The 24,380-nt window shown below is 39.1% G+C and carries 18 protein-coding genes and 6 tRNA genes; 1 reads left to right on the plus strand and 23 read right to left on the minus strand.

The features are described 5' to 3' along the window. Positions 1-41 precede the first annotated feature (41 nt). From COD92_RS30310 to sigW, 16 genes are all read right to left on the minus strand, one after another. A complete protein-coding gene (locus COD92_RS30310; protein ID WP_098532659.1) occupies positions 42-1,733 on the minus strand; it encodes a glycerol-3-phosphate dehydrogenase/oxidase in 1,692 nt (563 codons plus the stop codon). 186 nt (positions 1,734-1,919) lie between these two features. After that, entirely contained in the window at positions 1,920-3,410 is a 1,491-nt protein-coding gene (glpK, locus tag COD92_RS30315) for a glycerol kinase GlpK (protein WP_098532661.1), read from the minus strand. 32 nt (positions 3,411-3,442) lie between these two features. Continuing rightward, positions 3,443-4,267, minus strand: coding sequence for an MIP/aquaporin family protein (locus COD92_RS30320; RefSeq protein ID WP_098996823.1), 825 nt, complete (start codon positions 4,265-4,267; stop codon positions 3,443-3,445). A gap of 213 nt (positions 4,268-4,480) precedes the next feature. After that, positions 4,481-5,029 (minus strand): glycerol-3-phosphate responsive antiterminator, encoded by a 549-nt coding sequence (locus COD92_RS30325; protein WP_098996818.1) that lies wholly within the window; start codon positions 5,027-5,029, stop codon positions 4,481-4,483. Positions 5,030-5,150: 121 nt separating this feature from the next. Continuing rightward, positions 5,151-6,293, minus strand: a complete 1,143-nt coding sequence (locus tag COD92_RS30330) for a mannitol-1-phosphate 5-dehydrogenase (RefSeq protein WP_098996819.1) — start codon at positions 6,291-6,293, stop codon at positions 5,151-5,153. A 5-nt stretch (positions 6,294-6,298) separates the two neighbouring features. After that, on the minus strand, positions 6,299-8,392 hold the full coding sequence (locus COD92_RS30335; protein ID WP_098532667.1) for a BglG family transcription antiterminator: 2,094 nt from the start codon (positions 8,390-8,392) through the stop codon (positions 6,299-6,301). Positions 8,393-8,508: 116 nt separating this feature from the next. Further along, positions 8,509-10,416, minus strand: a complete 1,908-nt coding sequence (locus COD92_RS30340; RefSeq protein ID WP_098996820.1) for a PTS mannitol transporter subunit IICBA — start codon at positions 10,414-10,416, stop codon at positions 8,509-8,511. Positions 10,417-10,646: 230 nt separating this feature from the next. After that, positions 10,647-11,084 (minus strand): PTS mannitol transporter subunit IIA, encoded by a 438-nt coding sequence (locus tag COD92_RS30345; RefSeq protein ID WP_098532670.1) that lies wholly within the window; start codon positions 11,082-11,084, stop codon positions 10,647-10,649. Positions 11,085-11,087: 3 nt separating this feature from the next. Further along, positions 11,088-13,211: a BglG family transcription antiterminator gene (locus tag COD92_RS30350; RefSeq protein WP_098996821.1), complete on the minus strand. Its 2,124-nt coding sequence runs from the start codon at positions 13,209-13,211 to the stop codon at positions 11,088-11,090. Positions 13,212-13,268: 57 nt separating this feature from the next. Next, positions 13,269-14,720 (minus strand): PTS mannitol transporter subunit IIBC, encoded by a 1,452-nt coding sequence (locus COD92_RS30355; RefSeq protein WP_255295312.1) that lies wholly within the window; start codon positions 14,718-14,720, stop codon positions 13,269-13,271. 188 nt (positions 14,721-14,908) lie between these two features. After that, positions 14,909-16,711, minus strand: a complete 1,803-nt coding sequence (gene glmS, locus COD92_RS30360) for a glutamine--fructose-6-phosphate transaminase (isomerizing) (RefSeq protein WP_098532673.1) — start codon at positions 16,709-16,711, stop codon at positions 14,909-14,911. Between the two features lie 529 nt (positions 16,712-17,240). Further along, positions 17,241-18,590: a phosphoglucosamine mutase gene (glmM, locus tag COD92_RS30365; protein WP_098996822.1), complete on the minus strand. Its 1,350-nt coding sequence runs from the start codon at positions 18,588-18,590 to the stop codon at positions 17,241-17,243. A 39-nt stretch (positions 18,591-18,629) separates the two neighbouring features. Then, on the minus strand, positions 18,630-19,898 hold the full coding sequence (locus COD92_RS30370) for a CdaR family protein (protein WP_098532676.1): 1,269 nt from the start codon (positions 19,896-19,898) through the stop codon (positions 18,630-18,632). Beyond that, a complete protein-coding gene (gene cdaA, locus COD92_RS30375) occupies positions 19,891-20,718 on the minus strand; it encodes a diadenylate cyclase CdaA (protein ID WP_098532678.1) in 828 nt (275 codons plus the stop codon). The genes COD92_RS30370 and cdaA overlap by 8 nt, the downstream gene beginning before the upstream one ends. Before the next feature lie 135 nt (positions 20,719-20,853). Then, positions 20,854-21,477, minus strand: a complete 624-nt coding sequence (locus tag COD92_RS30380) for an anti-sigma factor family protein (RefSeq protein ID WP_098532680.1) — start codon at positions 21,475-21,477, stop codon at positions 20,854-20,856. A 16-nt stretch (positions 21,478-21,493) separates the two neighbouring features. Further along, positions 21,494-22,057, minus strand: coding sequence for an RNA polymerase sigma factor SigW (gene sigW / locus COD92_RS30385; RefSeq protein WP_098532682.1), 564 nt, complete (start codon positions 22,055-22,057; stop codon positions 21,494-21,496). A 187-nt stretch (positions 22,058-22,244) separates the two neighbouring features. On the opposite strand from sigW, the gene COD92_RS30390 reads away from it, so the two are divergent. Further along, the gene (locus COD92_RS30390) at positions 22,245-22,406 is read left to right on the plus strand and encodes an aspartyl-phosphate phosphatase Spo0E family protein (RefSeq protein ID WP_098532684.1); all 162 of its coding nucleotides are present in this window, start codon (positions 22,245-22,247) and stop codon (positions 22,404-22,406) included. A gap of 40 nt (positions 22,407-22,446) precedes the next feature. On the opposite strand, the gene rocF is transcribed toward COD92_RS30390, so the two are convergent. The 7 genes from rocF to COD92_RS30430 form a co-directional block, all read right to left on the minus strand. Beyond that, positions 22,447-23,346, minus strand: a complete 900-nt coding sequence (rocF, locus tag COD92_RS30395) for an arginase (RefSeq protein ID WP_098532686.1) — start codon at positions 23,344-23,346, stop codon at positions 22,447-22,449. A 473-nt stretch (positions 23,347-23,819) separates the two neighbouring features. After that, positions 23,820-23,895: transfer RNA gene (locus COD92_RS30405), tRNA-Ala, on the minus strand. Between the two features lie 3 nt (positions 23,896-23,898). After that, a tRNA-Gly gene (locus COD92_RS30410) sits at positions 23,899-23,973 on the minus strand. A gap of 33 nt (positions 23,974-24,006) precedes the next feature. After that, a tRNA-Lys gene (locus tag COD92_RS30415) sits at positions 24,007-24,079 on the minus strand. Between the two features lies 1 nt (position 24,080). Then, positions 24,081-24,155 (minus strand) — tRNA-Gln (locus COD92_RS30420). 46 nt (positions 24,156-24,201) lie between these two features. After that, positions 24,202-24,286, minus strand: a tRNA-Tyr gene (locus COD92_RS30425). 18 nt (positions 24,287-24,304) lie between these two features. After that, positions 24,305-24,380, minus strand: a tRNA-Thr gene (locus COD92_RS30430).

Here is a 24,380-nt window from a genome sequence, read left to right on the forward strand (position 1 = left end):
AAACTGGATTGTTTTTTTATGCCTTCTTGAAAAGGGGATATTTAGTCCCCGTTAACTACACGAAGAGATACATCTTGTTCATCTACAGGGATGACAGCAGCAGTTAAATTTTGTTCGAGTAATAGTGAATAATTATTTTTAATTTGTTCCGTCCAGTTTAGTTTCTTTGCCATGCAGGCAAGTACCTGCTTCTTCCACTTTTTCACTGTTTGAATATCAAACAAAATAGCACTTGTACGGCGGTTAAAGAAATCAATTGGTGTTACAACCATCTCATGTTCAATTCCATAAATTAATTTTGCAAAAAGAGGCAGCGGCAAGTTATATTTCACTGCATCAGCTGCATTCTCCTCGAGGATGTTAAAAACAGCAGCCGCGTTCGAACCATACATTCTCGTTAAATGTTCCGCTTCTGCTTTTGTTAATCCAGCTTCTTCTCCTTTTTTAAGCATCTTATCAACATAACTATTAAAATTACTCGAACCTCCAACGTCGCCTCCGGAAACTGGAAGATGCTTTGTTTGACAAGGTGAGAAACTTCTTGATTCTTCAACTTGAAATATAGATACTAATCGATCAACCACAATTTCAGCCATTTTACGATAACCAGTTAATTTGCCTCCAGCAATGGTAAGTAATCCTGATTCCGATTCCCAAATCTCATCTTTTCGAGAGATCTCAGAGGCACTTTTTCCTTCTTCATAGATCAGCGGCCGAACACCTGCCCAGCTTGATTCAATATCTTTCTCGCTTATCTTTACCTCTGGGAACATATAATTGATAGCATTGATAATATAACTCCGATCAGCAACAGTCATGTTAGGATTTACTGCATCCTCATTATAAAAAGTATCCGTGGTTCCAACATACGCCTTACCATCACGAGGAATTGCAAATACCATTCTGCCATCAGGTGTATCAAAGTATATAGCTTGTTTTAAAGGGAATCGTGACTGATCGAGCACAAGGTGGACACCTTTAGACAGCTGCAGCACCTTCCCTTTTTTTGAATGATCCATTTCGCGGATTTTATCAACCCACGGTCCCGCAGCATTGATCACTTTTTTCGCATGGATCTCGTATTTATCACCGGTTAACAAATCTTGTACAAGTGCTCCAATCACTTTTCCATTGTTGTAAAGCAACTCCATTACTTTTGTATAATTGGTGGCAGTGGCACCTTTTTCAACGGCAGCCTTCATTACTTCAATCGTCAAACGAGCATCGTCTGTACGATATTCTACATAATAACCGCCTCCCTTTAATCCACTATTCTTAACCAGCGGTTCTTTGGCAAGTGCCTCTTCAGGTGAAAGCATTTTTCTACGTTCTTGCTTTTTCACTCCCGCTAAAAAATCATAAACCCGCAAGCCGATTGATGTACTAAACTTACCAAACGTTCCTCCTTGGTGGATCGGTAATAACATCCATTCAGGTGTTGTTACATGGGGACCATTCTCATAAACGATGGCCCGCTCTTTTCCAACTTCCGCTACCATTTTTATTTCAAATTGTTTTAAATATCGTAAGCCGCCATGAACGAGTTTTGTTGATCTACTTGATGTACCTGCTGCAAAATCCTGCATTTCAACAAGAGCCGTTTTTAATCCACGTGATTCAGCATCTAATGCTATCCCTGCGCCGGTAATACCGCCTCCAATAACTAATACATCAAATGTTTCACCTTTTAATTTATTGACTATCTCTTCCCGATGTAAAGTTGAAAATTTCATCGTCTCTTCCTCCCGATTACGTGTCTTATTATTTACCTATGCATTGATATATAGGATGGAAATAGAAAAAGACCACAAAAGACATTATCAAATTCCGATAATGTTTTTGTGGTCTCTCCGACTTCTCCTGACAAATATTAACTTAAGTTAATCTTACCATATTGAATCATCTAGATACAACTATTATTATTTGAAGGCCATTGCAGCTTTAACTGCCTTTTTCCAGCCATCATATAGATTGTTTCGATTGTCATCTGTCATTTTTGGATCAAACTTACGGTCTACCGCCCATTGTTTTGCAATTTCCTCTTGGCTTTCCCAAAAACCTACTGCCAGTCCCGCTAAATAAGCAGCTCCCAATGCAGTCGTTTCATTTACAACCGGACGTTCAACAGGGACGTTTAATAGATCACTTTGGAACTCCATTAAAAAGTTATTTTTTACAGCACCTCCGTCAACACGAAGCGCTTTCAGTTCAATTCCGGAGTCTGCTTCCATTGCGGATAATACATCCTTTGTTTGATAGGCTAATGACTCAAGTGTTGCCCGGATAAAGTGTTCCTTCGTTGTTCCCCTTGTTAAACCAAACACAGCTCCGCGGACATCGCTATCCCAATAAGGTGTTCCTAATCCAACAAAAGCAGGGACGACATATACACCTTCAGTAGATTCAACCTTTTTCGCATATTCCTCACTATCTTTGGCGTCCTTGAACATTCTTAAGCCGTCACGAAGCCATTGGATTGCTGAGCCTGCTACGAAAATACTGCCTTCGAGTGCATATTCTACTTTGCCATTTAATCCCCAAGCAAGGGTAGTTAATAAGCCATGTTCAGACCGGACTGCTTTTTCTCCCGTATTCATTAACATAAAGCAGCCTGTGCCATATGTGTTTTTAGCCATTCCGTCTTCAAAACAAGCCTGCCCAAACAATGCTGCCTGCTGATCCCCTGCCACTCCTGCGATTGGGATTTCTTTGCCAAAGAAATGGTAATCAATGGTGTTTGCATAAACTTCTGATGAAGGGCGTACATCTGGAAGCATTGACTTTGGAACCCCAAGTATTTCTAATAATTCATCGTCCCATTTAAGGTCATAAATATTAAACATTAGTGTACGAGATGCATTAGAATAATCCGTTACATGGGCACGGCCTCCGGAGAGCTTCCAAATCAGCCATGTATCGATTGTTCCAAACAAAAGCTTGCCTTGCTCTGCTTTGTCGCGTGCACCCTCTATATTGTCAAGAATCCATTTCACTTTGGTTCCAGAAAAATAGGCATCGATGAGAAGCCCTGTCTTTTCCCGGAAAAGATCATTATATCCCTTCTCTTTAAGCTGTTCACAGATTTCACTTGTTTGGCGAGACTGCCAAACAAGTGCATTGTATACTGGCTCTCCCGTTTCTTTATCCCATACAACCGTTGTTTCACGCTGGTTGGTGATACCAATTCCGGAAATCTGTTCAGGTTTGATGCCTGACTCAGAGAGCACTCCAGCTATGACAGAAAGAATAGAACCCCAAATTTCATTTGCATTATGTTCCACCCATCCCGGTTTCGGAAAGTGCTGTGTAAATTCCTTTTGAGCAGTATGAACAATTTCTCCATTTTTATTAAAAAGAATAGCCCTTGAGCTTGTTGTACCTTGATCTAAAGATAAAATATACTTTTCCATGATAAATTCCCCCATTTAAAAATAACTTACTATTAAGCTACTTGATTAGCCTGACTTCTAAGAGAACTCTGCTTTTTACTAGAAACAAATGAAAGTAATAGTACCACAAGACTGATTCCTAATACAATCCAAAGAGACCCTGTTGCTTTTCCTAAAAAGACTACTTTATAAAAAACTGCACCAAGGCAGCCGCCTAAAAGCGGTCCGACAACCGGAATCCAAGAATAGCCCCAATTAGAACTTCCCTTACCACTGATTGGCAATAAGAAGTGGGCAATTCGCGGACCAAGGTCACGAGCAGGATTGATCGCATAACCAGTTGTCCCACCTAAGGACATCCCGATGACCACGATTAATAAACCAACTGCAAGTGGATTTAATCCTTCTGTAAATTTATTAGCCCCAATAAATAATAGACCAAGCACAAGGATAAAAGTACCAATAATTTCACTTAATAGATTTGAAAAAGTATGCGGTATAGCAGGACTTGTTGCAAACACCCCAAGCTTTGTTGCAGGATCTTCCGTTTCCTTCCAATGAGGCAGGTAATGTAAATAAATCAACACCGATCCTAAAATAGCGCCAAGCATTTGTGCCAAAATATAGGACGGCACATCAGACCAAGGAAAATCTCCATTTAATGCTAAGGCTATCGTTACAGCTGGGTTTAAGTGAGCTCCACTCACCGACCCTACCGCAAAAACTCCCATTGTTACTGCAAGTCCCCATGCAACTGTAATTACGATCCATCCCGCATTATTGGAATATGACTTCTTTAAAGAGGAGCCAGCCCCAATTCCTGCACCAAACACAATAAGAATCATTGTTCCAATCATTTCCCCAACGAATGGTGTCATTTTTCTTTCCCTCTCTCTTATAATATTATTTTTTTCTGTCTGTCCAAGCTGTAAACGAAAAAAAGAGATCCACAACAGAATGAACCCATAATTGGGTTTCTGTGTGAATCTCCTTATCTCCGTCACAAATTATTAACTTAAGAAAAGTATATTACGCGGGTGAAAGCGGTGTCAACACATTTTTATGATTAATATAGTATTAAAATTGAAAATTTATTTAGCAAATAGGTTCCATAGCTCTTTTTTAGAAGTCGTAATTCCAGCGGCACCGGCTTCTAATGCTGCATATACGTCTTCAGATGTTCGAATGAGTCCTCCAGCTAATATAGGTATTTTCACTCGCTCTTTTACTTCTGTTATCATCTTAGGCATGGCTCCAGGGAGTACTTCAATATAATCCGGCCGTGTTTTTTCAATGAGCTTGTAGCTTTTTTCAAGCGCATGACTATCAATTAAAAAAATCCTTTGCACGGCAACGACACCCTTTTGCTTTGCCTTTTGGATGACGCTTGACTTGGTTGAAATTATTCCGTAAGGCTTGAATTCTTGGCAGATATATTCGGTTGCATATTCATCATTTTTAATTCCATGGATTAAATCAACATGATAAATCATTTTTTTATTATGTTGATTTGCCATTAAACTAATATTTTTTAGTTGCGCTATATGCATATCTAAATAAACACCGATTTTATATGGGCTTTTTAGGAAATTTTCAAATTCTTTCATATTCCCAGAAGCAGGTAATATTTTTTGTTCCAATTGACTCCATCCCCCTTGTACCAACCTTTCTACTATCTTAAAGAGAAAATATCTATTATTCAATAGCAAAAAAAGGGTCAGTCTCCCGCTGCTTTAAAGCAGCGGGGCTGACACCTTTCCTTTATTTCTTTGACATATCATAATATTTAATGACTTCTTTGGAAATTTCACTGTTTTCATCCAATCCGCTTACTTCCTTTAAAACAGCAGAAATTCCATTTTCCTTAATCATTGCTTGCAGTTTAACTGCTTCTGGATCTTCGTGATGATCAAAAAGTAAAGCTGAAGCAATTGCCTTTGCAAGGTTCGTGTATGATAGTCCGGCCTTTTGGGCTTCGACAGCAGGGCGTACAAGACGGTCATTAGGACCAAGTTTCCGGATTGGTGAACGGCCTACTCTTGTCACGTCATCATTTAAATAAGCATTTTGAAAACGATGAATAATCTTATCAATGTATTGGCTATGATCTTCAGGTTTCAAGCCATATTGATGGATTAAATAGGCGCCTGTTTCGCCAAGAGTCGCTTCAACCTGTTTCACTATCTCCTGGTCTGCTAATGTTTGGTCAATGGTCGACTTTTTCTCCAAATAACCTAAATAGGCAATAACAGCATGGCCAGTGTTTACCGTAAATAACTTCCGTTCAATAAAAGGGGCAAGGTCACGGACCAAGGTCATCCCTTCAATGGGCGGGATGGTTTCACTTGTTTCTACTACCCATTCATAATAAGGTTCTACTAAAACATCGAGAGAACCTTGATTGTTTTGAAGAGGTACGATTCGGTCAACAGCGGAATTAAAGAAATACACTTTGCCTGCTAATTTCTCCTTTGTTTCACTATCTAAATGTTCAAAGATATATCCTTTTAATAGGTCGGTTGCTGAAATTTGATTCTCGCATGCTATTACATACAACTTCTCATCGTTATTTTTTACTCTCTCAGCCAAACCCTTTGCAATGAGCGGTGCAATATGAGGAAGAATATTTGGACCTATCGCAGTAGTTAAGTAAACAGCTTGTTGGATCGCCTCAACTACTTCACTTTCTTGTGTCATATTATTTAATCCAGATACATTCTTGATTGTCATGCTTTCTTGTTCAGCTGTGGCTAACTTTACTTGATATTGTTTTTCCTCATTTAGCTGATTGATAACTTGATCGGCAATATCAACAAAAGTTACGTGATAGCCGGACTGTGAAAAAAGTGCCCCAATAAATCCTCTTCCAATGTTCCCTGCTCCAAAATGAACTGCTAGTTTCATCCTAATCATTCCTTTATTATTTTTGTTTGAAGGTAATGTAAAAAAATATTTTCTAATTTTCGGCGAATAACTTCTTCATTCGAGGATGAAAAAATCATAATAGCTTCACTGTCTTCAATTAAACTAGTGCTAATCAAGCTTACTATTTCCTGCTCTCTAACACTTAAATCCTCAGGGGCTAGCAGCAATAGTAAATTTTTCATGTACATATCGCTGCCGTCCATACCCTTTACCAAAATTGGTGCATGTAGATGAGAGATTTGAAAAATAAGCTTACGAATATTCTTATCTCTGCAATGAAAAAGACCCATACCAGTCCCAGGGATCCCTAGTCCTCCTTTTCTTTCCCTCTCCCTTAACGAGGTTAGGACATCTATCGCAGAGTTTAAAAGCTCTTCCTTTTGAGCGGTGATGACCATTTCTGCCAACACTTTCTCATGATTATTAATATGGTGCATTTTATATACTCGAAAATTATTTAGTACCGCCTCTATACTTTCCTGTACGGCCTTGAGCTGGCTTAGAAGTTCTACTATTGTTCCACTAGATGCAATGCCTGTTGAAGAAACTTCTGTATTTGGTATAGGAATATACTCTCTTTTTTCAGTAAGTTTTTTTAAGTTATTTCTAAGATAGCTCTTAATCGCAAGGATGTTTTCCTCTGTTAAAAGAGGTGAAACCAAGAGATAGCCATTATTTAAAGATGGAAGTTTTACGGTAGAAATAATTAAATCATAATTTTTTATATTTGTTTGATCTTGAACTTCCTTAATAGATTTAATATCTATATGATCAATTCCGATGATCTCTTTTTTAATCCTGCTTGCTAACATTTTTGATGTTCCAATACCGGTGGGACAAACAACCAATACCTGTATCGATAATTTCTCTTCCCTCATGACGAGAGCAGACCCGAAATGCAGGACAATAAAAGCTATCTCATCATCAGGGATTGAATCAATCTCCGTAAACAGCTGCTCAACGCTATTTTTTACCGCCAAAAACAGGAACGGATACTTCTGTTTTATTTCCTCTTTTAAAGGATTAAACAATCCCATTTGTTGCTTAATCCGATAGAGTGATGGTTCCATATGAGCTAATAGGCCTTGGTACAGGGAAAAATCATTCGTCAAATCAATATGAAGCTGCGAAGAAACATCCTGTATCAGGCTCTTGACCATTTTACTTAAAACAAGACTATCATAGGGAACGACATTCACTGCCTGAAGCTTTGAGCCTTTTAGGATAACAGCCAAATAGATTATATCTTGTTCCGTAAAGGCTACCGAAAAGGCAGTTTCAAGTTCAGCACATATTTCATTGATCAGGTTATATTCATTAGTTAAGTTATGGATAGACCCTTCATCTTCTTCTAGAAAAAAAGAGGCATCTACCCTTTGCATGGTTATACCTATATGTACTATAAGTCCGATATAATCATTATCCGCAAGACGCTGCTGGGTACGATCAAAAATTGTATTTACTATCCGGTCTATAACAACAATGTACTCCGGATGAAAATAATGTAAAATTAATTCTTTTGCGTATTTATGATTTTCTAACAAAAATAAACTTTCAATTAGCTCTTCGTTAAAAAACAACAAGAAGTAGCTAGCTAGTGCTTTTCGTTTAGCTGACTCCGATCCTATCAGATCAACGCCAACTCCCCTTTTTCTTGTAATCGTCACATTAAAAGAACTTAACCATTCGGTCAATTCTTCTAAATAAGTTGTTAAAGTTGCGTTACTAACCCCAAGTTCATTGGCTAAAGCTTGTATCTTAAAGGCTTCCTCTTGCATCAGGGCTATCAGCAGCAGTAATTTCTTTTCTTCCGGGGTTTGATCAATTGGGACAATAGTCGTTACATTTTGAACCAAACGAAATATATTTTCGTTTTTCCCCTCAATTTTAAGCCCTGTTTCTGGATGTCTAACTAAGTGAAGATTAAAGGAATGTAGAATTTTTTCTACCCCGATTAAATCTCGGTGAACCGTACGAACACTTACATTCAAGTGGTTTGCAAGTGATGTTACTGAATGTTTACCCGATGTTTTAACAAGTAATTCGATAATTGCCTTTTCCCTTGTAGTAATATACATGCTACCAACTCGATTCTGTGAAGTAACATAAATGAGCCTTACGGGATTTATTTTACGAATTATAAAAAAGTGAATACAAAAAGCGGCTTTGCCGGTTTTTGTATTCATTCGTTATATTATTTACTATTTAAGATATCCATAATTTCTCTTGCTGATTTTGCTTCAACTAATTTTTCGATATTAGCCATATCTGAGCATGTTACCGCAATACCAGATAAGATTTCAAGATGTGTACCATCTTTCCCTGCGATGCCAAAAATTAGCCGAACCTTCTGACCATCAAAATCAACACCGTTTGGTACTTGTAAAACGGTAAATCCTGAATTTAGGACATCTTTTTTTGCCTCTTCTGTTCCATGGGGAATCGCTACATCGTTACCCATGTAAGTCGATGTCATTTCATCTCTCGCGATCATGGCTTCAATATAACTTTCTTTAACATATCCCGCATTAACCAACGCTCTTCCTGCAAATCGAATTGCCTCTTCCTTCGAGGAGAAGGATTGATTTAAGAAAATATTTTCCTCAAGAAGTAGTGCGTCGTTCGCTTGGTTGTCTGCTTCTGGAACATTCGCTTCAGCGTCTTCTACGATTTCTTGAAGTTGAGCAGTTTCCGGATTTTTAAGTTGGTTAATCAATTTATCATACTCTGGACTTGATAAGAAATTATCAACCGAAATATGGTATGCATTTGGCAATTTATTCTGCGCTCTAGGTGTTAACTCTTCTTGTGTAACAACAATTTGTGCATCCGCTGGCAAGTTACTAATCGCCGTATTTGTAACGGAAATATTCAAGCCTGCTTCTTTTACTTTTTTACGCAGCAGGGAAGCACCCATTGCACTTGAACCCATACCTGCATCACAAGCAAAAACAATTTTGTTTACTTTTTCAGGCATGGTGCCGGAATTAGCTTCAAACACGTTAGAGACTGCGCTCTTCTTCCCTTTCATTTCCTGCATTTTTCTTGCCGCTTCTTCGATATCTTCTTCTTGTTCTTTACCTGTTTTTAGAATAAAAGACGAGATAACGAAAGATACGATTCCTGCTACAAGTACTCCTGCGAGGTTGGCAATGTATGTTCCTGCATGATGAGGAGTGACTGCCATAATAGCAAGGATACTACCTGGTGATGCAGGCGCAAGTAATCCGCCGCCTAAAAGAACCAGCGTAAATACGCCGCTCATCCCGCCTAGTATAACTGCTAAGAACAACATTGGACGCATTAAAATGTATGGGAAGTAAATTTCATGAATTCCGCCAAAGAATTGAATAATGGCAGCACCTGGAGCCGTTCTTTTTGCCGTACCTTTTCCAAAGATGCAGTAGGCAAGCAGCACACCAATACCAGGTCCTGGGTTTGCTTCTAGAAGGAATAGTAATGACTTTCCTGCTGTTTTTGCTTGCTCTACACCGATTGGTGAAAGAACACCATGGTTGATCGCATTATTTAAGAATAAGATTTTCGCAGGTTCAATGATAATACTTGTTAGTGGTAATAACCCTGTACTAACTAACCAATCGACACCTGCAACAAGCCAGCCTGTAAACACATCTACTGCTGGTCCGATTGCCAAGAAAGATAGAATGGCCAGCAATCCACCTAAAATACCTGCTGAAAAGTTATTAACCAGCATTTCAAAGCCAGCTTTAATTTTCCCTTCGACTGATTGGTCAAATTTCTTAATCACCCACCCGCCGAATGGTCCCATGATCATGGCACCTAAGAACATTGGAACATCTGGTGCCCCCACAATGACCCCCATGGTTGCAATGGCACCAACTACGCCTCCGCGTTGCTCATGTACAAGCTTACCGCCTGTATATCCAATTAGAAGTGGCAGTAAGTAACTAACCATTGGGCCGACCATTTTGGCAAGGCTTTCATTCGGAAAGAAACCTGTTGGAATAAATAAGGCCGTAATTAGACCCCATGCTATAAAAGCGGATATATTCGGCATAACCATTGAGCTTAGGAAGTTACCAAACTTTTGGACCGCTACTTTTATATTTGATTGAGCCATTTGCTCTCATCCCTTCATTGTTATAGTACATTATTTATAGTAAAGTACTAGACCTCTGTATACAATAAAGAGGAAAGTGATGTTTGTCACAGTCAAAGTGACAAACATATTGTTTCTCAAAGAATATGAAATATTCACCTATTCTTTTTAGCAATAAATGAAGGTATGCGCTGCAAGATAGATGGCCAATCTATTTCCTTTATGGTTTACTTAGGTCAATAGCGATGAAATTAATTAACATCTTCAAAGATAGCAAGTATTTCATCAACAGAATGTGCGGAAACAAGTTTCTCGATGTTCTCTTCTTCGGAACAAACAATGGCAATATTAGATAGGATATCTAGATGTTCATTATCTTTTCCAGCAATACCAATAAGCAGTTTAACAATATTTCCTGCGCCAAAGTCTACCCCCTGAGGTACTTGAACAAACGATATGCCTGATTCCTTTACAAAAGGCTTCGAGTCCTCTGTGCCATGTGGAATGGCTACAAAGTTCCCCATATAAGTAGAAGTTAACTGTTCCCTCTCGAGCATCTTTTCAATATAGTTAGGCTCTACATAGCCTTTTTCAACAAGAATTTTTCCCGTTAATCTAATTGCGTCCTCTTTTGAATTAACCGTTATGTTTAATTGAATATTGTCTTTTGCTAAAATTGAATTTGCCATTTCTTATACACTCCTTAATTCTGTTAATTTTTGATTAAAAAATTGCTCAAATCTTCCCGTCAGTAATCCTGTAATTTGTTCTTTATTATTAGATTGAAAAATTCTTATCGTTTCTTCGCTTTCGATTAACAATGAGCTTAAAAAACTTAATACCTCTAAAGTCTTATCGGTTGAATGACTAGGTGATAAAAGCAGAATCAGAGATTTCATGTTCATTTCTACCCCATCCATACCGATAACCACGATCGGTGTATGAAGTGTGTTGATTGTAAAACAAGGCTGCAGGACATGGTGCGAACGGGCATGAAATAATGCCATGGCTGTTTCAGGGATACCAACTCCCCCCAGACTCTCTCTTTCAAGGATGGCCTGTTTTACCTTATCGGCATCATTTATCCTTTGTTGACCAGACAGGTTTTTGCAGGCAATAGTTAAGAGCCCTTCCACCGTGTGGCAGCCATTTAGTTCTATTACTTCAAATCCCTCTAGAACGGTTGCAATCGTGCTTGCATATTCCTTGATACTTTTCATTTCCTCTATAAATCTAAAAGTATTTTTTGCAATCTTATTTGTCTGAAATGTTACTGGAAGTTGTTTTTCTGAGTGATTAGCAAATTTGTATTCATTTAAAAAGAACTGGATTTTTTCAATTTCATCCTTATTTAAAAATGGATTTACCACTATATAATCCGAATCATACTCCGGAATAGGGATGGTTGATATAACAAGTTGATATTCTTCCTTATTCATTTTTTGAAATTCCATTACCGATACATTATGGATTTGTTTTAGGACTGGGAATTCTATTTGTAATCTTGTTGCCAGCATTTTAGATGTGCCAATGCCACTAGAACAAACGACAAGTGTTTTAAAGCTTCCGAGGTCTTTATTACCCATTATCGCTGCCCCAAAATGCATGACTAGATAGCCTGTTTCCTCATCCGGAACAAAAAACTCAGGGAACACTTGGTCTACAGCTTGTTTGACGATTGCAAATAAATCCTCATAATCCTTTTTTATCTTATCTAGCAGAGGGTTACTAATGCCCATCTTTTCCTTTATCCGATAGATTGCTGGCTTTAGATGTACAATAAGACCTTCAAAAAGAGAACGATTGGCCGATAAATCTATACCAACTAACTTCCCTACTATTTCTATCAGCTTTTTTGTTTTTATGGCGGTCTGTAAACTTGCATCCTCTATTACATGTTCATTTTCATGCCTTAGTTTAGCTCCCTTTAAGTGCATGGTAATGTAGGCTACTTCGGCATCCGGTATACTAATTTGAAATACCTGCTCCAATTGGGAGACTATTTTTTGTGCATATGTGTATTCCTTGGTTACCTTCTGGTCCTCCAAATAGGCCAAATTTATTTTAATACCTTCCCCTTTTTGGATTCTTTCTAAAGCCAGAGCTAAATGAACCACAAGACCAATATAAGCACTATCTGCCATTGAGAAGGGCAGCTCTTGAACTATAGACTTAACTATGTTTTCAACAATAACTAATTTCCTTTTTTCAACCAGTCCCATTAGTCTTTCAGAAATAGTGTGAATTTGCTGTGTCGATCTCATTTGAATATTATCCCGTGTTAAGGAAAGAAGCTCAGACTCATCAAGGTATTCGGAAATTAAATGGCTCATTGCCCTTCTTTTTGCACTTTCTTCCCCCGCGATTTCTACACCGTATCCTCTTCTTCGGATAAGATCTAATCCAAACGATTTTAACTTCTCTTCCAGTTTTGTTAAGTCAGAGCTTACAGTTGCAATGGTTACGTTTAAGTCTGTGGCAAGTGCAAGAAGCTTTACAGGTTCATTTGTTTCTAAAAGCTCACATAGCATAATGGTTTGTCGTTCATCTGGTGTATATTCTGTATGTGACAGATTAAACAAATAGAGTTCCAGATCCGCAATTCCTTTTTTCTCGCCGGTTAGTTGGACACCGACTCCTGATTTTTTTTGTAATGTCAGGTTATAATCGTGCAAAATATCTTCTATGTTTTTTAAATCTCGATGGATCGTTCTTCCACTAACATCAATTAAATCTGCGAGGTCCTTTACGGTTGTTTCATCAGTGGTCTTTAATAGGATTTCAAGAATTTTCCGTTCCCTTGCCGAAATATACATTTCTCACCTTCCTTAAGGCAGGAAGGGCCTATCACATTATGTGTAGGCCCCTATGACTTATTTTTTCAGGCTATTTACTAACTCATCATATTTAGGGCTGTTTAAAAAGTTTTCAACTGAGATATGCTTGGCATTTGGTAATTTAGCTTTTGCACGGTCTGTTAAATCCTTATGTGTAACAACAACATCTGCATCTGATGGTAAATTACTGATCGCCGTGTTCGTAACAGTTACATCTAAACCTGCTTTGTTTACTTTATTTCTTAGAATGGAAGCACCCATTGCACTAGAACCCATTCCAGCATCACAAGCAAAGACAATTTTATTTACATTTTCAGGCTTGATTTGATCTTGTATTGCTAAGACAGAAGTCACTGAGCTTTTCTTGCCTTTCATCGCTTCCATTTTAGCAGCTGCAGAAGATAAGTCCTCCTCAACTGTTGCCTTGCTTGTTCTTAGAATCAAGGCTGCTACCGCAAAGGACACGGCCGTTGCCACGATTACACCAGCTAATGTTGCAAAATATCCACCTTTTGGTGTCATTGCAAGCAGCGCAAAGATACTTCCTGGTGATGGAGCTGCGACAAGTCCTGCATGAAGAATGTTAAATGTGAATACTCCACTCACACCGCCTGCCATAGCTGCAAAAATTAACATTGGCTTCATTAAGATGTATGGGAAGTAAATTTCATGGATACCACCTAAGAAGTGGATAATTACCGCACCTGGTGCCGTTTGTTTTGCTGTTCCTTTTCCAAATAACCAATAAGCAAGTAAGATACCAAGACCAGGACCAGGGTTTGTTTCTAGTAAGAATAGAATGGATTTTCCTGCTTTTGTTGCTTGTTCAATTCCTAAAGGACTTAGAATACCATGGTTGATCGCGTTATTTAAGAATAGTACTTTTGCTGGTTCAATAAAAATGTTAGCAAGTGGAAGCATGTTATGATCCACGATGAACTGAACTCCAGATGCTAAAAATTTGCTTAAGGCTTCAACAACGGGGCCAACACCTTTATAGGCTAATAGTGTTAAAGCGCCTCCAAGAATACCTGCTGAAAAGTTATTTACTAACATTTCAAATCCAGACTTTACTTTTCCCTCAATCAGTTTGTCGAACTTCTTAATGACAAGCCCGCCAATTGGTCCCATAATCATGGCGCCTAAGAACATTGGGATATCGGTTCCGACAATCACACCCATTGTTGCTGTAGCTCCGACTACTCCACCGCGGATATCATATACCATCCGGCCACCGGTAAAACCTATTAATAATGGCAATAAGAATGTAATCATTGGGCCGACTAGTGTAGCGAGATCCTTGTTTGGAATCCATCCTGTTGGAATAAATAATGCTGTAATTAGACCCCATGCAATAAAGGCACCAATATTTGGCATGACCATTCCACTTAAGTAGCTTCCAAATTTTTGTATTTTAACTTTTACATCTGATTTTTCTTTAGCTGTTTCATTTGGTACTTTTATATCTTTCTTAAGTGCTTCACTCATTACTTTTCCCCCTTCTTATTTTGTTGCTCTATCTATTTTTAATAATAAAGCGGTTTCATTAGGTAAACAATCGATACAAAATTTCATTTTGTCACACTGATTGTTGCCAACATTTACTTTTCAAAAAAAACAAAAAAGGCTGGAGATGAATCAAGTAATGATTCATCTCCAACCTTATATTAGCCGTTTTACTCAACCGTTACCGATTTAGCAAGGTTACGTGGTTTGTCAACATCACAATCACGGTGTAAGGCAGCGTAATAGGCAATTAATTGTAATGGGATAACAGAGATAAGCGGTGTTAATAATTCATGTACTTCAGGGATGACAAAGCTATCTTCATCCATATTTAGACCATCCATTGAAATAATGCATGGGTTTGCTCCGCGTGCTACAACTTCCTTTACATTTCCACGAATACTTAAGTTGACGCTCTCTTGCGTAGCAAGGGCAATAACAGGTGTGCCTTCTTCAATTAATGCAATGGTACCGTGCTTTAACTCACCGCCGGCAAATCCTTCTGCTTGAATATAAGAAATTTCCTTAAGCTTCAAAGCACCTTCAAGGCCAACATAATAATCAACCCCACGGCCGATAAAGAAGGCATTGCGTGTGACGGATAAGAACTCTCTTGATATATGTTCAATTAGCTCTTTGGAGTCACATAGTACTTCCATAGCATTCGCAATAATACCAAGCTCATGGATCAAGTCAAAACCAACTGGAATTCCTTGGCTCTTCGCCGTTACATCTGCTAAAATCGCTAACACAGCCAACTGTGCTGTATAGGCTTTGGAGGAAGCTACCGCAATCTCAGGACCTGCGTGCAATAAAAGTGTGTAATCCGCTTCACGTGAAAGTGTCGAACCTGGTACATTCGTAATCGTTAATGTACGATATCCGAGCTCTTTCACTTTTACAAGTACAGCACGGCTGTCAGCAGTTTCACCACTTTGTGAAATGAAGATAAACAACGGCTTCTTAGTTAGAAGCGGCATATTATAAACAAATTCACTTGCAATATGAACTTCAACTGGCAGTTTAGCAATGGTTTCAATAAACTGCTTTCCAACCAATCCTGCATGATAAGATGTTCCAGCTGCGATAATATAGACACGGTCAGATTCATTCATAGCGGTAATGATTTCAGGGTCAATTGTCAATGCCCCTTGCTCATTTTGATAAGTTTGAATAATTTTGCGCACGACCAGCGGCTGTTCATCGATCTCTTTTAACATGTAGTACGGGTAAGTTCCCTTTTCAATGTCACTTGCATCCAATTCAGCAGTATATGGCTTACGGCTAATGATATCGCCTTGTAGATTTTGAATGATAACTTCATCTTTTGATACAAGGACAATTTCCTTATCCATTAATTCAAGATATTGATTTGTTACTTGAAGCATCGCCATTGCATCACTGGCAACTACATTAAAATCATCACCAAGGCCGACTAAAAGTGGGCTTTTGTTTTTTGCAACATAAATGGTTTCATTGTCTTGTTCATCTAAAAGCGCAATTGCGTATGATCCATGTAAAAGGGCTAGCGTCTTACGAAATGCCTCAATAACCTCTAAGCCCTCATTAACAAATAACTCAATCAGTTGAACAACCACTTCAGTGTCTGTTTCGCTTTTGAATGGTACATTTGTTAGATATTCGCGTTTTAAAAGATCATAGTTCTCGATAACGCCATTGTGCACTAGCGTAAAGCGGCCTGATGTGCTTTGGTGTGGATGGGAGTTTACTTTGCTTGGAACGCCGTGTGTTGCCCATCTGGTATGACCAATTCCGATATTCGCTTTAACATCTAAATCAACAATTTCACGTAAGTCAGCAATACGGCCCTTTTCTTTAAAAACATGGATTCCATTTTCATTCTTTACAGCGATTCCAGCAGAATCATAGCCTCTATACTCAAGTTTTTCTAAACCTTTTAATAGGATTTCCTTCGAATCATTATTACCAATATATCCAACAATTCCACACATCTTCTTTTTCCTCCCTAGATTCAGGGGGCAAGAATGCTTTGGAGGCGTGCTTGCCCCCTCATCTCTGTTTTTGATAAAGGTATCTGTCTATACCTTTTTGAACATTACAGTTTGTATGCGCATATTCTTCTCTTTGTGCATAGAGTTGCCTCTATGTTTTAAAGAAGAACTTTTCGGTTGTGCGTTTGCAACCGGGAGGTATCCGCCGAACATTCGATAATCCTCCTCCTCGTCAACTAATCAACCGTCTTTGATTAGTTCAGGCGCTTTTAAAAATTAATAAAGCCTTCTAACAACCCACCTTTCTTCTCTAAATGGCAAAACCTGCTTTTAAGCAAAGCAAGTTAATACTACTATGATAATGGACTTTCGTCAACTATATATTGGAAATTAAAAGTTTTTCCAATATTATTATTACACATAATAAAATATGCATAAGGGAAATAATCCGTTCCCTTATGCATAAAGAAAGGCAATGCGTACAGCTGAGGAGTTACTCGCAGTTGTTCCGCACTAGCTTATATTTTTTCTATTCCTTTAATTCCATCTCTTGTTTCACTACCTCAACAATTCGGTTGACAAAGGATTCACAAAGTTCTTCGGTTGCTGCCTCTGCCATGACACGAACAAGCGGTTCTGTTCCACTTGGACGGACAAGAATTCTCCCGTTCCCAGCCATCTCAGCTTCAACTTGTTCAATGACAGCTTTTACTTCGGCATTATCGGTCACATGGTTTTTATCCGTTACTCGTACATTGACAAGCTTTTGCGGATACTTTTTCATTTCACCGGCTAATTCTGATAATGGCTTCCCGGTTACCTTCATGATATTAACTAACTGCAATCCTGATAATAATCCATCACCTGTTGTGTTGTAGTCTAAGAAAATGATATGTCCTGATTGCTCACCGCCAAGGTTAAAACCACTTTTCTTCATTTCTTCTACCACATAACGGTCACCTACCGCTGTAGGTACACTATGGATTCCATGAGTTTCAAGGGCTTTGTAAAAACCAAGGTTACTCATCACAGTTGAAACGATTGTACCGTGCTTTAAACGTCCTTGTTCTTTCATGTACTTGCCGCAGATGTACATGATTTGATCGCCATCGACGATATTCCCCTTTTCGTCGATTGCAATTAAACGGTCGCCGTCTCCGTCAAAAGAAAGGCCTACGTCTGCTCCTTTTTCTTTTACAAGAGCTGACAGTGCTTCTGGATGCGTTGATCCTACTCCAGCATTAATGTTTAATCCATTGGGAGATGCTCCCATTGTTGATAAATCTGCGTCAAGATCTGCAAATAAATGGCTTGCTAATGCCGAGGTTGCACCATTTGCACAATCCAAGGCGATATGGATACCTGAGAAGTCCTCATCCACTGTATTTTTCAAGTATTGAAGGTACTTCTGACCGCCTTCAAAATAATCCATCACCTGACCAAGGTCCGCACCTGTTGGGCGTGGCAGCTGGTCTTCAGGTAAATCAATATAGTTCTCAATTTCTAATTCCTGTTCATCTGACAGCTTAAAACCATCTGGACCAAAAAATTTAATTCCATTATCCGCAACAGGATTATGGGAGGCGGAAATCATAACACCTGCTTGAGCCCCTAATGCCTTGGTTAAATAGGATACCCCAGGTGTTGAAATGACTCCCAAACGCATGACCTCTGCCCCAATTGACAGTAACCCGGCTACAAGCGCTCCTTCTAACATATGACCTGAGACACGTGTATCACGGCCAATAATTACTTTAGGGCGATCTTTATCCTTTGTTAAAACATAACCGCCAAAGCGCCCCAATTTAAAGGCCATCTCCGGTGTTAATTCGCTGTTTGCTACTCCACGTACCCCATCGGTACCGAAATATTTACCCATTTTAAAAAATCTCTCCTTCGACATGTCTATTGCTAGATATTAGGCATTATTAGTAATGGTTATTTTTGCTGTTGATTTATCAGGCGTCCACTCGATATCCGTTGGCCCTTTTACCTGGATTTTGACATCATGAGTTCCTTCGGTCAAGCCGGACAAGTCAATAAAAACCGTGAAATCACTAGGTCCCAGCTCTGTTACCGACTCAGTTGGGCCATTCACTTGTAAATTAACAGTCTGACTTGTCGGATCATTTACTTCTGCTTTAAAGTTATCCGCTAAGCCTTGAATTTCCAAAGGTATGCCTGAGACCGTTTTTTCTTCATCTGTAGCCGTTACTTGTTCATCTGTGGCTGTTTTCTGTTCCTCTTTTTTCACCACTACCGTTGCTTTTACTAATTGAGGGGTCACCTTCGTAATCCCATTTGAAATAATAACCGGCAGGGTTAGTGTGGTGTTTTCCGTGATCTTACTTAAATCGACTTCTACTCGAACACTTTCTGTATCTTTTAAGACCTCTTCACTTCCGGTAATTTTGGCTTCCGTTTCATCTAACTCAATAGATTCTATCGTAACCCCTTCTGGAGAAGTTCCCTTTTTCACTATATTGATCGGAACCGTTTTGCTATTCGACTTAATAGGAATGGTTACATTAACTGTTTCAGGTTCAACAGTAACATCCAACTTATTTAATTTTTTATCAAGTACTTGAATTTGCGCTTGTTTCGAAATGGTTGCTTTTAGTTTACCATTCCCCTCAAGGGTGGCTTTAACGTAGGTAATTCGGTCAATGTCACTTTTAGCACCAGTAATTTTTACTTTTCTAGGTTCAACCACCGGCAGACCAGCTGAGTAACCATCTTCTATTTGGCTGGAATCGAATTCTGCTTCGACCCTGAATTCCTTCGAAATCTTTTCTTGCACAGACACCGTCACACTTGCTGGCTTCATGGTTGCCTTTAATTTATCAGATAAATTTTTAATCTTGAGCTTTACCTTCTGATCTCCAATTTTTGCATTTGTGAGATCGACATATACCTCAAAGTTCTTTAAAGCCTTAGCCGATTGGACATGTGTGATAGGACCCTTTATGGTTACATCTACCGTGTTCGGTATCCCCGATACAACCAAGTTCTCAGTATCATAATAAACCTTTACAGGGATATCCTTTATAGTCGCAGTTGTTTGCTCCCCAGGAACATTAACATCGGTTAACTTCCCACCTGTATGAGGTATAGAGGAATATAATAGGACCGCCAATAATAAGGCCAGTATTTTTATAAACCAAGGATTATCAAACATTTTATCCATTCTGTTTTCCCCTCCAGTTCCAACGAGCTGAAGAAGCCTGTTTATCTTTAGTATGAATCAACATTTCTCGGGTAAGTAGTTCTTTTAGTTCCTCCACTTTCAAATCACGATGAAGTTCTCCATTCTTTGTCAGTGAGATTCCCCCCGTCTCTTCAGAAACGATGACTGTTAAGCTATCAGTAACCTCACTTATTCCTAAGGCTGCCCGGTGCCTAGTACCCAGTTCCTTCGAAATAAATGGACTTTCAGATAAGGGAAGATAGCATGCTGCCGCTGACACATTATTTTTTTGGATAATGACTGCACCATCGTGAAGTGGTGTATTAGGAATAAAAATATTAATGAGCAATTCCGAAGAGATATTGGAATTTAATCGTATACCTGTTTCTATGTAATCACTCATGCCCGTTTCTCTTTCAATTGAAATTAAGGCTCCAATACGGCGTTTTGCCATATAATCAGTTGCCTTAACTATGGCTTCGACTGTTTTTTCCTGGTTATCATCGTCTTGTGTACTGCTTCGCGAGAAGAATCGCCCTCTTCCTAATTGTTCAAGCGCTCTCCTGAGTTCAGGCTGAAAGATAATGATTACCGCAAGAAATCCCCAATTTATGGCCTGTTGCATCATCCAGCTTAAAGTAATTAAGCCGAGCCACTCACTGACCACCCTGACAAGAAGAATAACAAGGATCCCTTTTAATAATTGAACGGCCTTTGTGCCTCTTATCACATTGATCAGTTTGTAAATGACGTACCATACGAGGGCAATATCAACAATACTAGCTAGATACTTCCATATACTGAGATCAGCAAACTGCATTGTTTCTTCCTCCGTAACTTTCTAAGAACATACAATTCATACAACTAATTTATTATACCATAACTTCACCATACAACTTATTATATGTTTGTGGTTAAAAAAACAAATCACCCGTCACTTGGAGTGATTTGTTTTTTATTTGGTTTCAGGCTGGCCAAAGATATCTAGAACGTCTTGAGTAGTTCTTTTCATATGATACCAAATCCAGTCGAAAACTTCATTTACTTCTTCTATTTGCCCTGTTACATGACCTGCAGAGGCTAAGTATTTTTCCCCGTTAATCACGGTAACATCACCCTGAACCTCGCCTTCTATCCGCACATTCCCATTGTGGACTACAACATCTCCTTTAACCGTTTCACCTTTAGGGACTATAACTGTATTATTTGTAACCACCAAGTTCTTTTGCTTGGAAACAGAAAATTCCTGATCTTGGCTCCATGTTGAAAATAAGCTTCCCATCATCAGAATGATAAAAACAGAAGCTGCTGTGAGCATAGGATGATTTGTAAACCATCTCTGCATCCAAATCCTTTTCTTTTCTTTTGGCAGACGGGCGAGCACATTAGCTGTGAAATCCGGTGGCGCCTGCATATGAGAAATGCCTCTAACAAATGCATCCGTCTTTTTTAGCTCATTAAAGATCGTTTCACACTCTTTACAACTTTTGAGGTGGTCTCTTAAGGCTCTTTCTTTTTCTGGGTCTAGTTCTTCATCTAAGTAATCGTGCATGAGTTCGATGATTTGTTCAGGACACATTTATGTTTTCACCTCTTTATACATATCGTAATTGCTGTCTTAATGCTTCCCGGCCGCGATGAATTCTTGTTTTAACAGTTCCAAGAGGAAGATTGAGAATCTCACTTATTTCATTTAGGGACATATCTTCCATATATTTCAGGACAATTGCGGAACGATACTTTTCCGGCAGTTTTAATATTTCCTTTTGAACAGTCTCCTGCAGCTCAAGACTTTCTACTTCGGCCTCCGGCAAAGGAGAATCCGAGGAGATTTGCGAATACATGGTTAACCCCTCTGTCCCGGCTACTTCCGCGTCTAAATAATAGTCTGGTTTCTTTTTGCGAATCCGGTCGATGCAAAGATTTGTCGCAATTCGAAAAAGCCATGTTGAAAACTTCTTATCCTGCTTAAACGACTGGATATTTACATAAGCACGGATAAATGCTTCCTGCGCGATATCCTCCGCTTCATGGCGATTACCCAGCATTCTGTAACATAATTGGAAGACACTGTTTTTATATATTTCTACGATCTCTCCGAAGGCGTTCTGATCACCTTTGATGACCTGTTTTATTCTTTTTTTCACTATTGTATCCATTAAGTTTCCTCAGCTCCAATGTCGCTATACGATATACGAACGTCAGCAAAAAAGGTTTCGTTTTTAAACGAAAAACTTCTCAATACCTTTAATATTAACAAAAATTTACCAATGTGGGACAAAATATGTTTAAAGATTTTAATACAGGGGAAAAAGGAAATATATACCTAGAAAGAGGTGGAAGGAGATGTCTTCTCCATACCGTGGATTACTAGAAGAAATAGAAATTCAACGAAATGATATGGTTCGATTAGCATCTGAGACTTCTCTGTCCAATCACAAAGTAATTGAAGCTAGTAAAAGGCTTGACTGCTTACTTAACAAATATCATCTATTATTGTACCGGTAAAATAGCGCAGCTGCATATTTTAATATGCAGCTGTCTATTTTTATAGTAGTTTTTCACCAAATAACGATCCCATTAGCTCCACAGCACATATAGCAGTTTTATTTTTCTCGTCTAGGATTGGATTTACTTCCACAAATTCCGCAGAGGTGATGATTCCTGCCTCTTCGAGCATTTCCATAGCCAAATGGCTCTCACGATAGCTAATCCCACCAATAACAGGTGTCCCCACTCCTGGTGCATCACTCGGATCTAGACCATCTAAATCAAGCGATAAATGAACTCCATCTGTTTTTTCATTTAGATAGGCTATAGTTTCCTCCATGACTTTAGCCATTCCCAATCTATCAATTTCATGCATGGTATAAACCTTAATTCCCTTTTCCTTAATTAATTCTTTCTCACCGTCATCTAGAGATCTCGCTCCAATAATGACAATATTTTCCGGTTTTACTTTCGGATTATAACCGCCAATTTCAGTTAATAACGGATGACCCAAGCCTATGCTTACAGCAAGAGGCATACCATGGATATTTCCTGATGGACTTGTTTCGGCCGTATTTAAATCACCATGAGCGTCATACCAAATAACACCTAGGTTCTTATAATGTTTAGAAACACCTGCTAGTGTGCCAATTGCGATGCTATGATCTCCACCAAGTACGAGTGGAAAGGCACCGGATTGAACGGCTTCATCCACCTTGCCCGCAAGCAAAGCACTTTTTTCTGCAACTAGATCTAGGTTCCTTAAATTAGATTCTTTATCAATGACGACTTCTGGTCTGCCAACCGGGATATCACCCCAGTCATGGATTTCATCAAAGAGTGGCTTTAATCTTTCGTTAATTCCCGCATAACGGATTGCACTAGGTCCCATATCTACTCCACGTCTCATTTGTCCTAAGTCCATCGGCATTCCAATAATTGATAGTTTTCTTGTCATCCCCAAATTCCCCCTTGCCTGTTATACCCTCTATTTTAACCGCTTTCATAGTGATGACTCAACTCGACAAAATTCTGTATATATATGCGTAATTGTAAAAAAATTCTGTGGTTAAACGATTACACGACGTCAGTGACTATTTCTTGCGATAAGAGAGGAGGTAGAGCCATTAGTAAGAAAGGGTGGTTCGAAAATTTAAGATTGGGGACATTGTTTACTGGTTTTTTAATAGTTTTGTCTTCAAGGAGGCCTATAGAGACACTCCTTGCTGGGTTTGCATTTATTTTGTCCTCAACTAAGGTTATTGAAGACATTCCTTTCTTCACTTCAACTAGTTATGTTCTCAACTTGTCGTAGAGCCTAATAAAATCGATTTCTCCCTAATTTGTCCCTAATAAAAGCTGCTAGATCGTCTAAAAAATAAAAAAAGCCTTAAACCATTAACATGATTTAAGGCAAAATATGTAGTGTGATGGTGGAGTCTAGGGGGATCGAACCCCTGACCTCCTGCGTGCAAAGCAGGCGCTCTCCCAGCTGAGCTAAGACCCCATTTGGAGCGGAAGACGGGATTCGAACCCGCGACCCCCACCTTGGCAAGGTGATGTTCTACCACTGAACTACTTCCGCATAACGCGGATAATATTATAAGTTATTAAGAAATGAGCCATGAAGGACTCGAACCTTCGACCCTCTGATTAAAAGTCAGATGCTCTACCAACTGAGCTAATGGCTCTTGGCTGGGCTAGCTGGATTCGAACCAACGCATGTCGCAGTCAAAGTGCGATGCCTTACCGCTTGGCTATAGCCCAAAGATGTAATTACTTCTAGTATGTCCAACTTTTTAAATAATATAAATGGTGGAGGGGGACGGATTCGAACCGCCGAACCCGGAGGGAGCGGATTTACAGTCCGCCGCGTTTAGCCACTTCGCTACCCCTCCACACTCAAAAAATATAGATGGTGCCGGCGAGAGGACTTGAACCCCCAACCTACTGATTACAAGTCAGTTGCTCTACCAATTGAGCTACCCCGGC

The sequence above is a fragment of the Bacillus sp. AFS037270 genome (assembly GCF_002585305.1).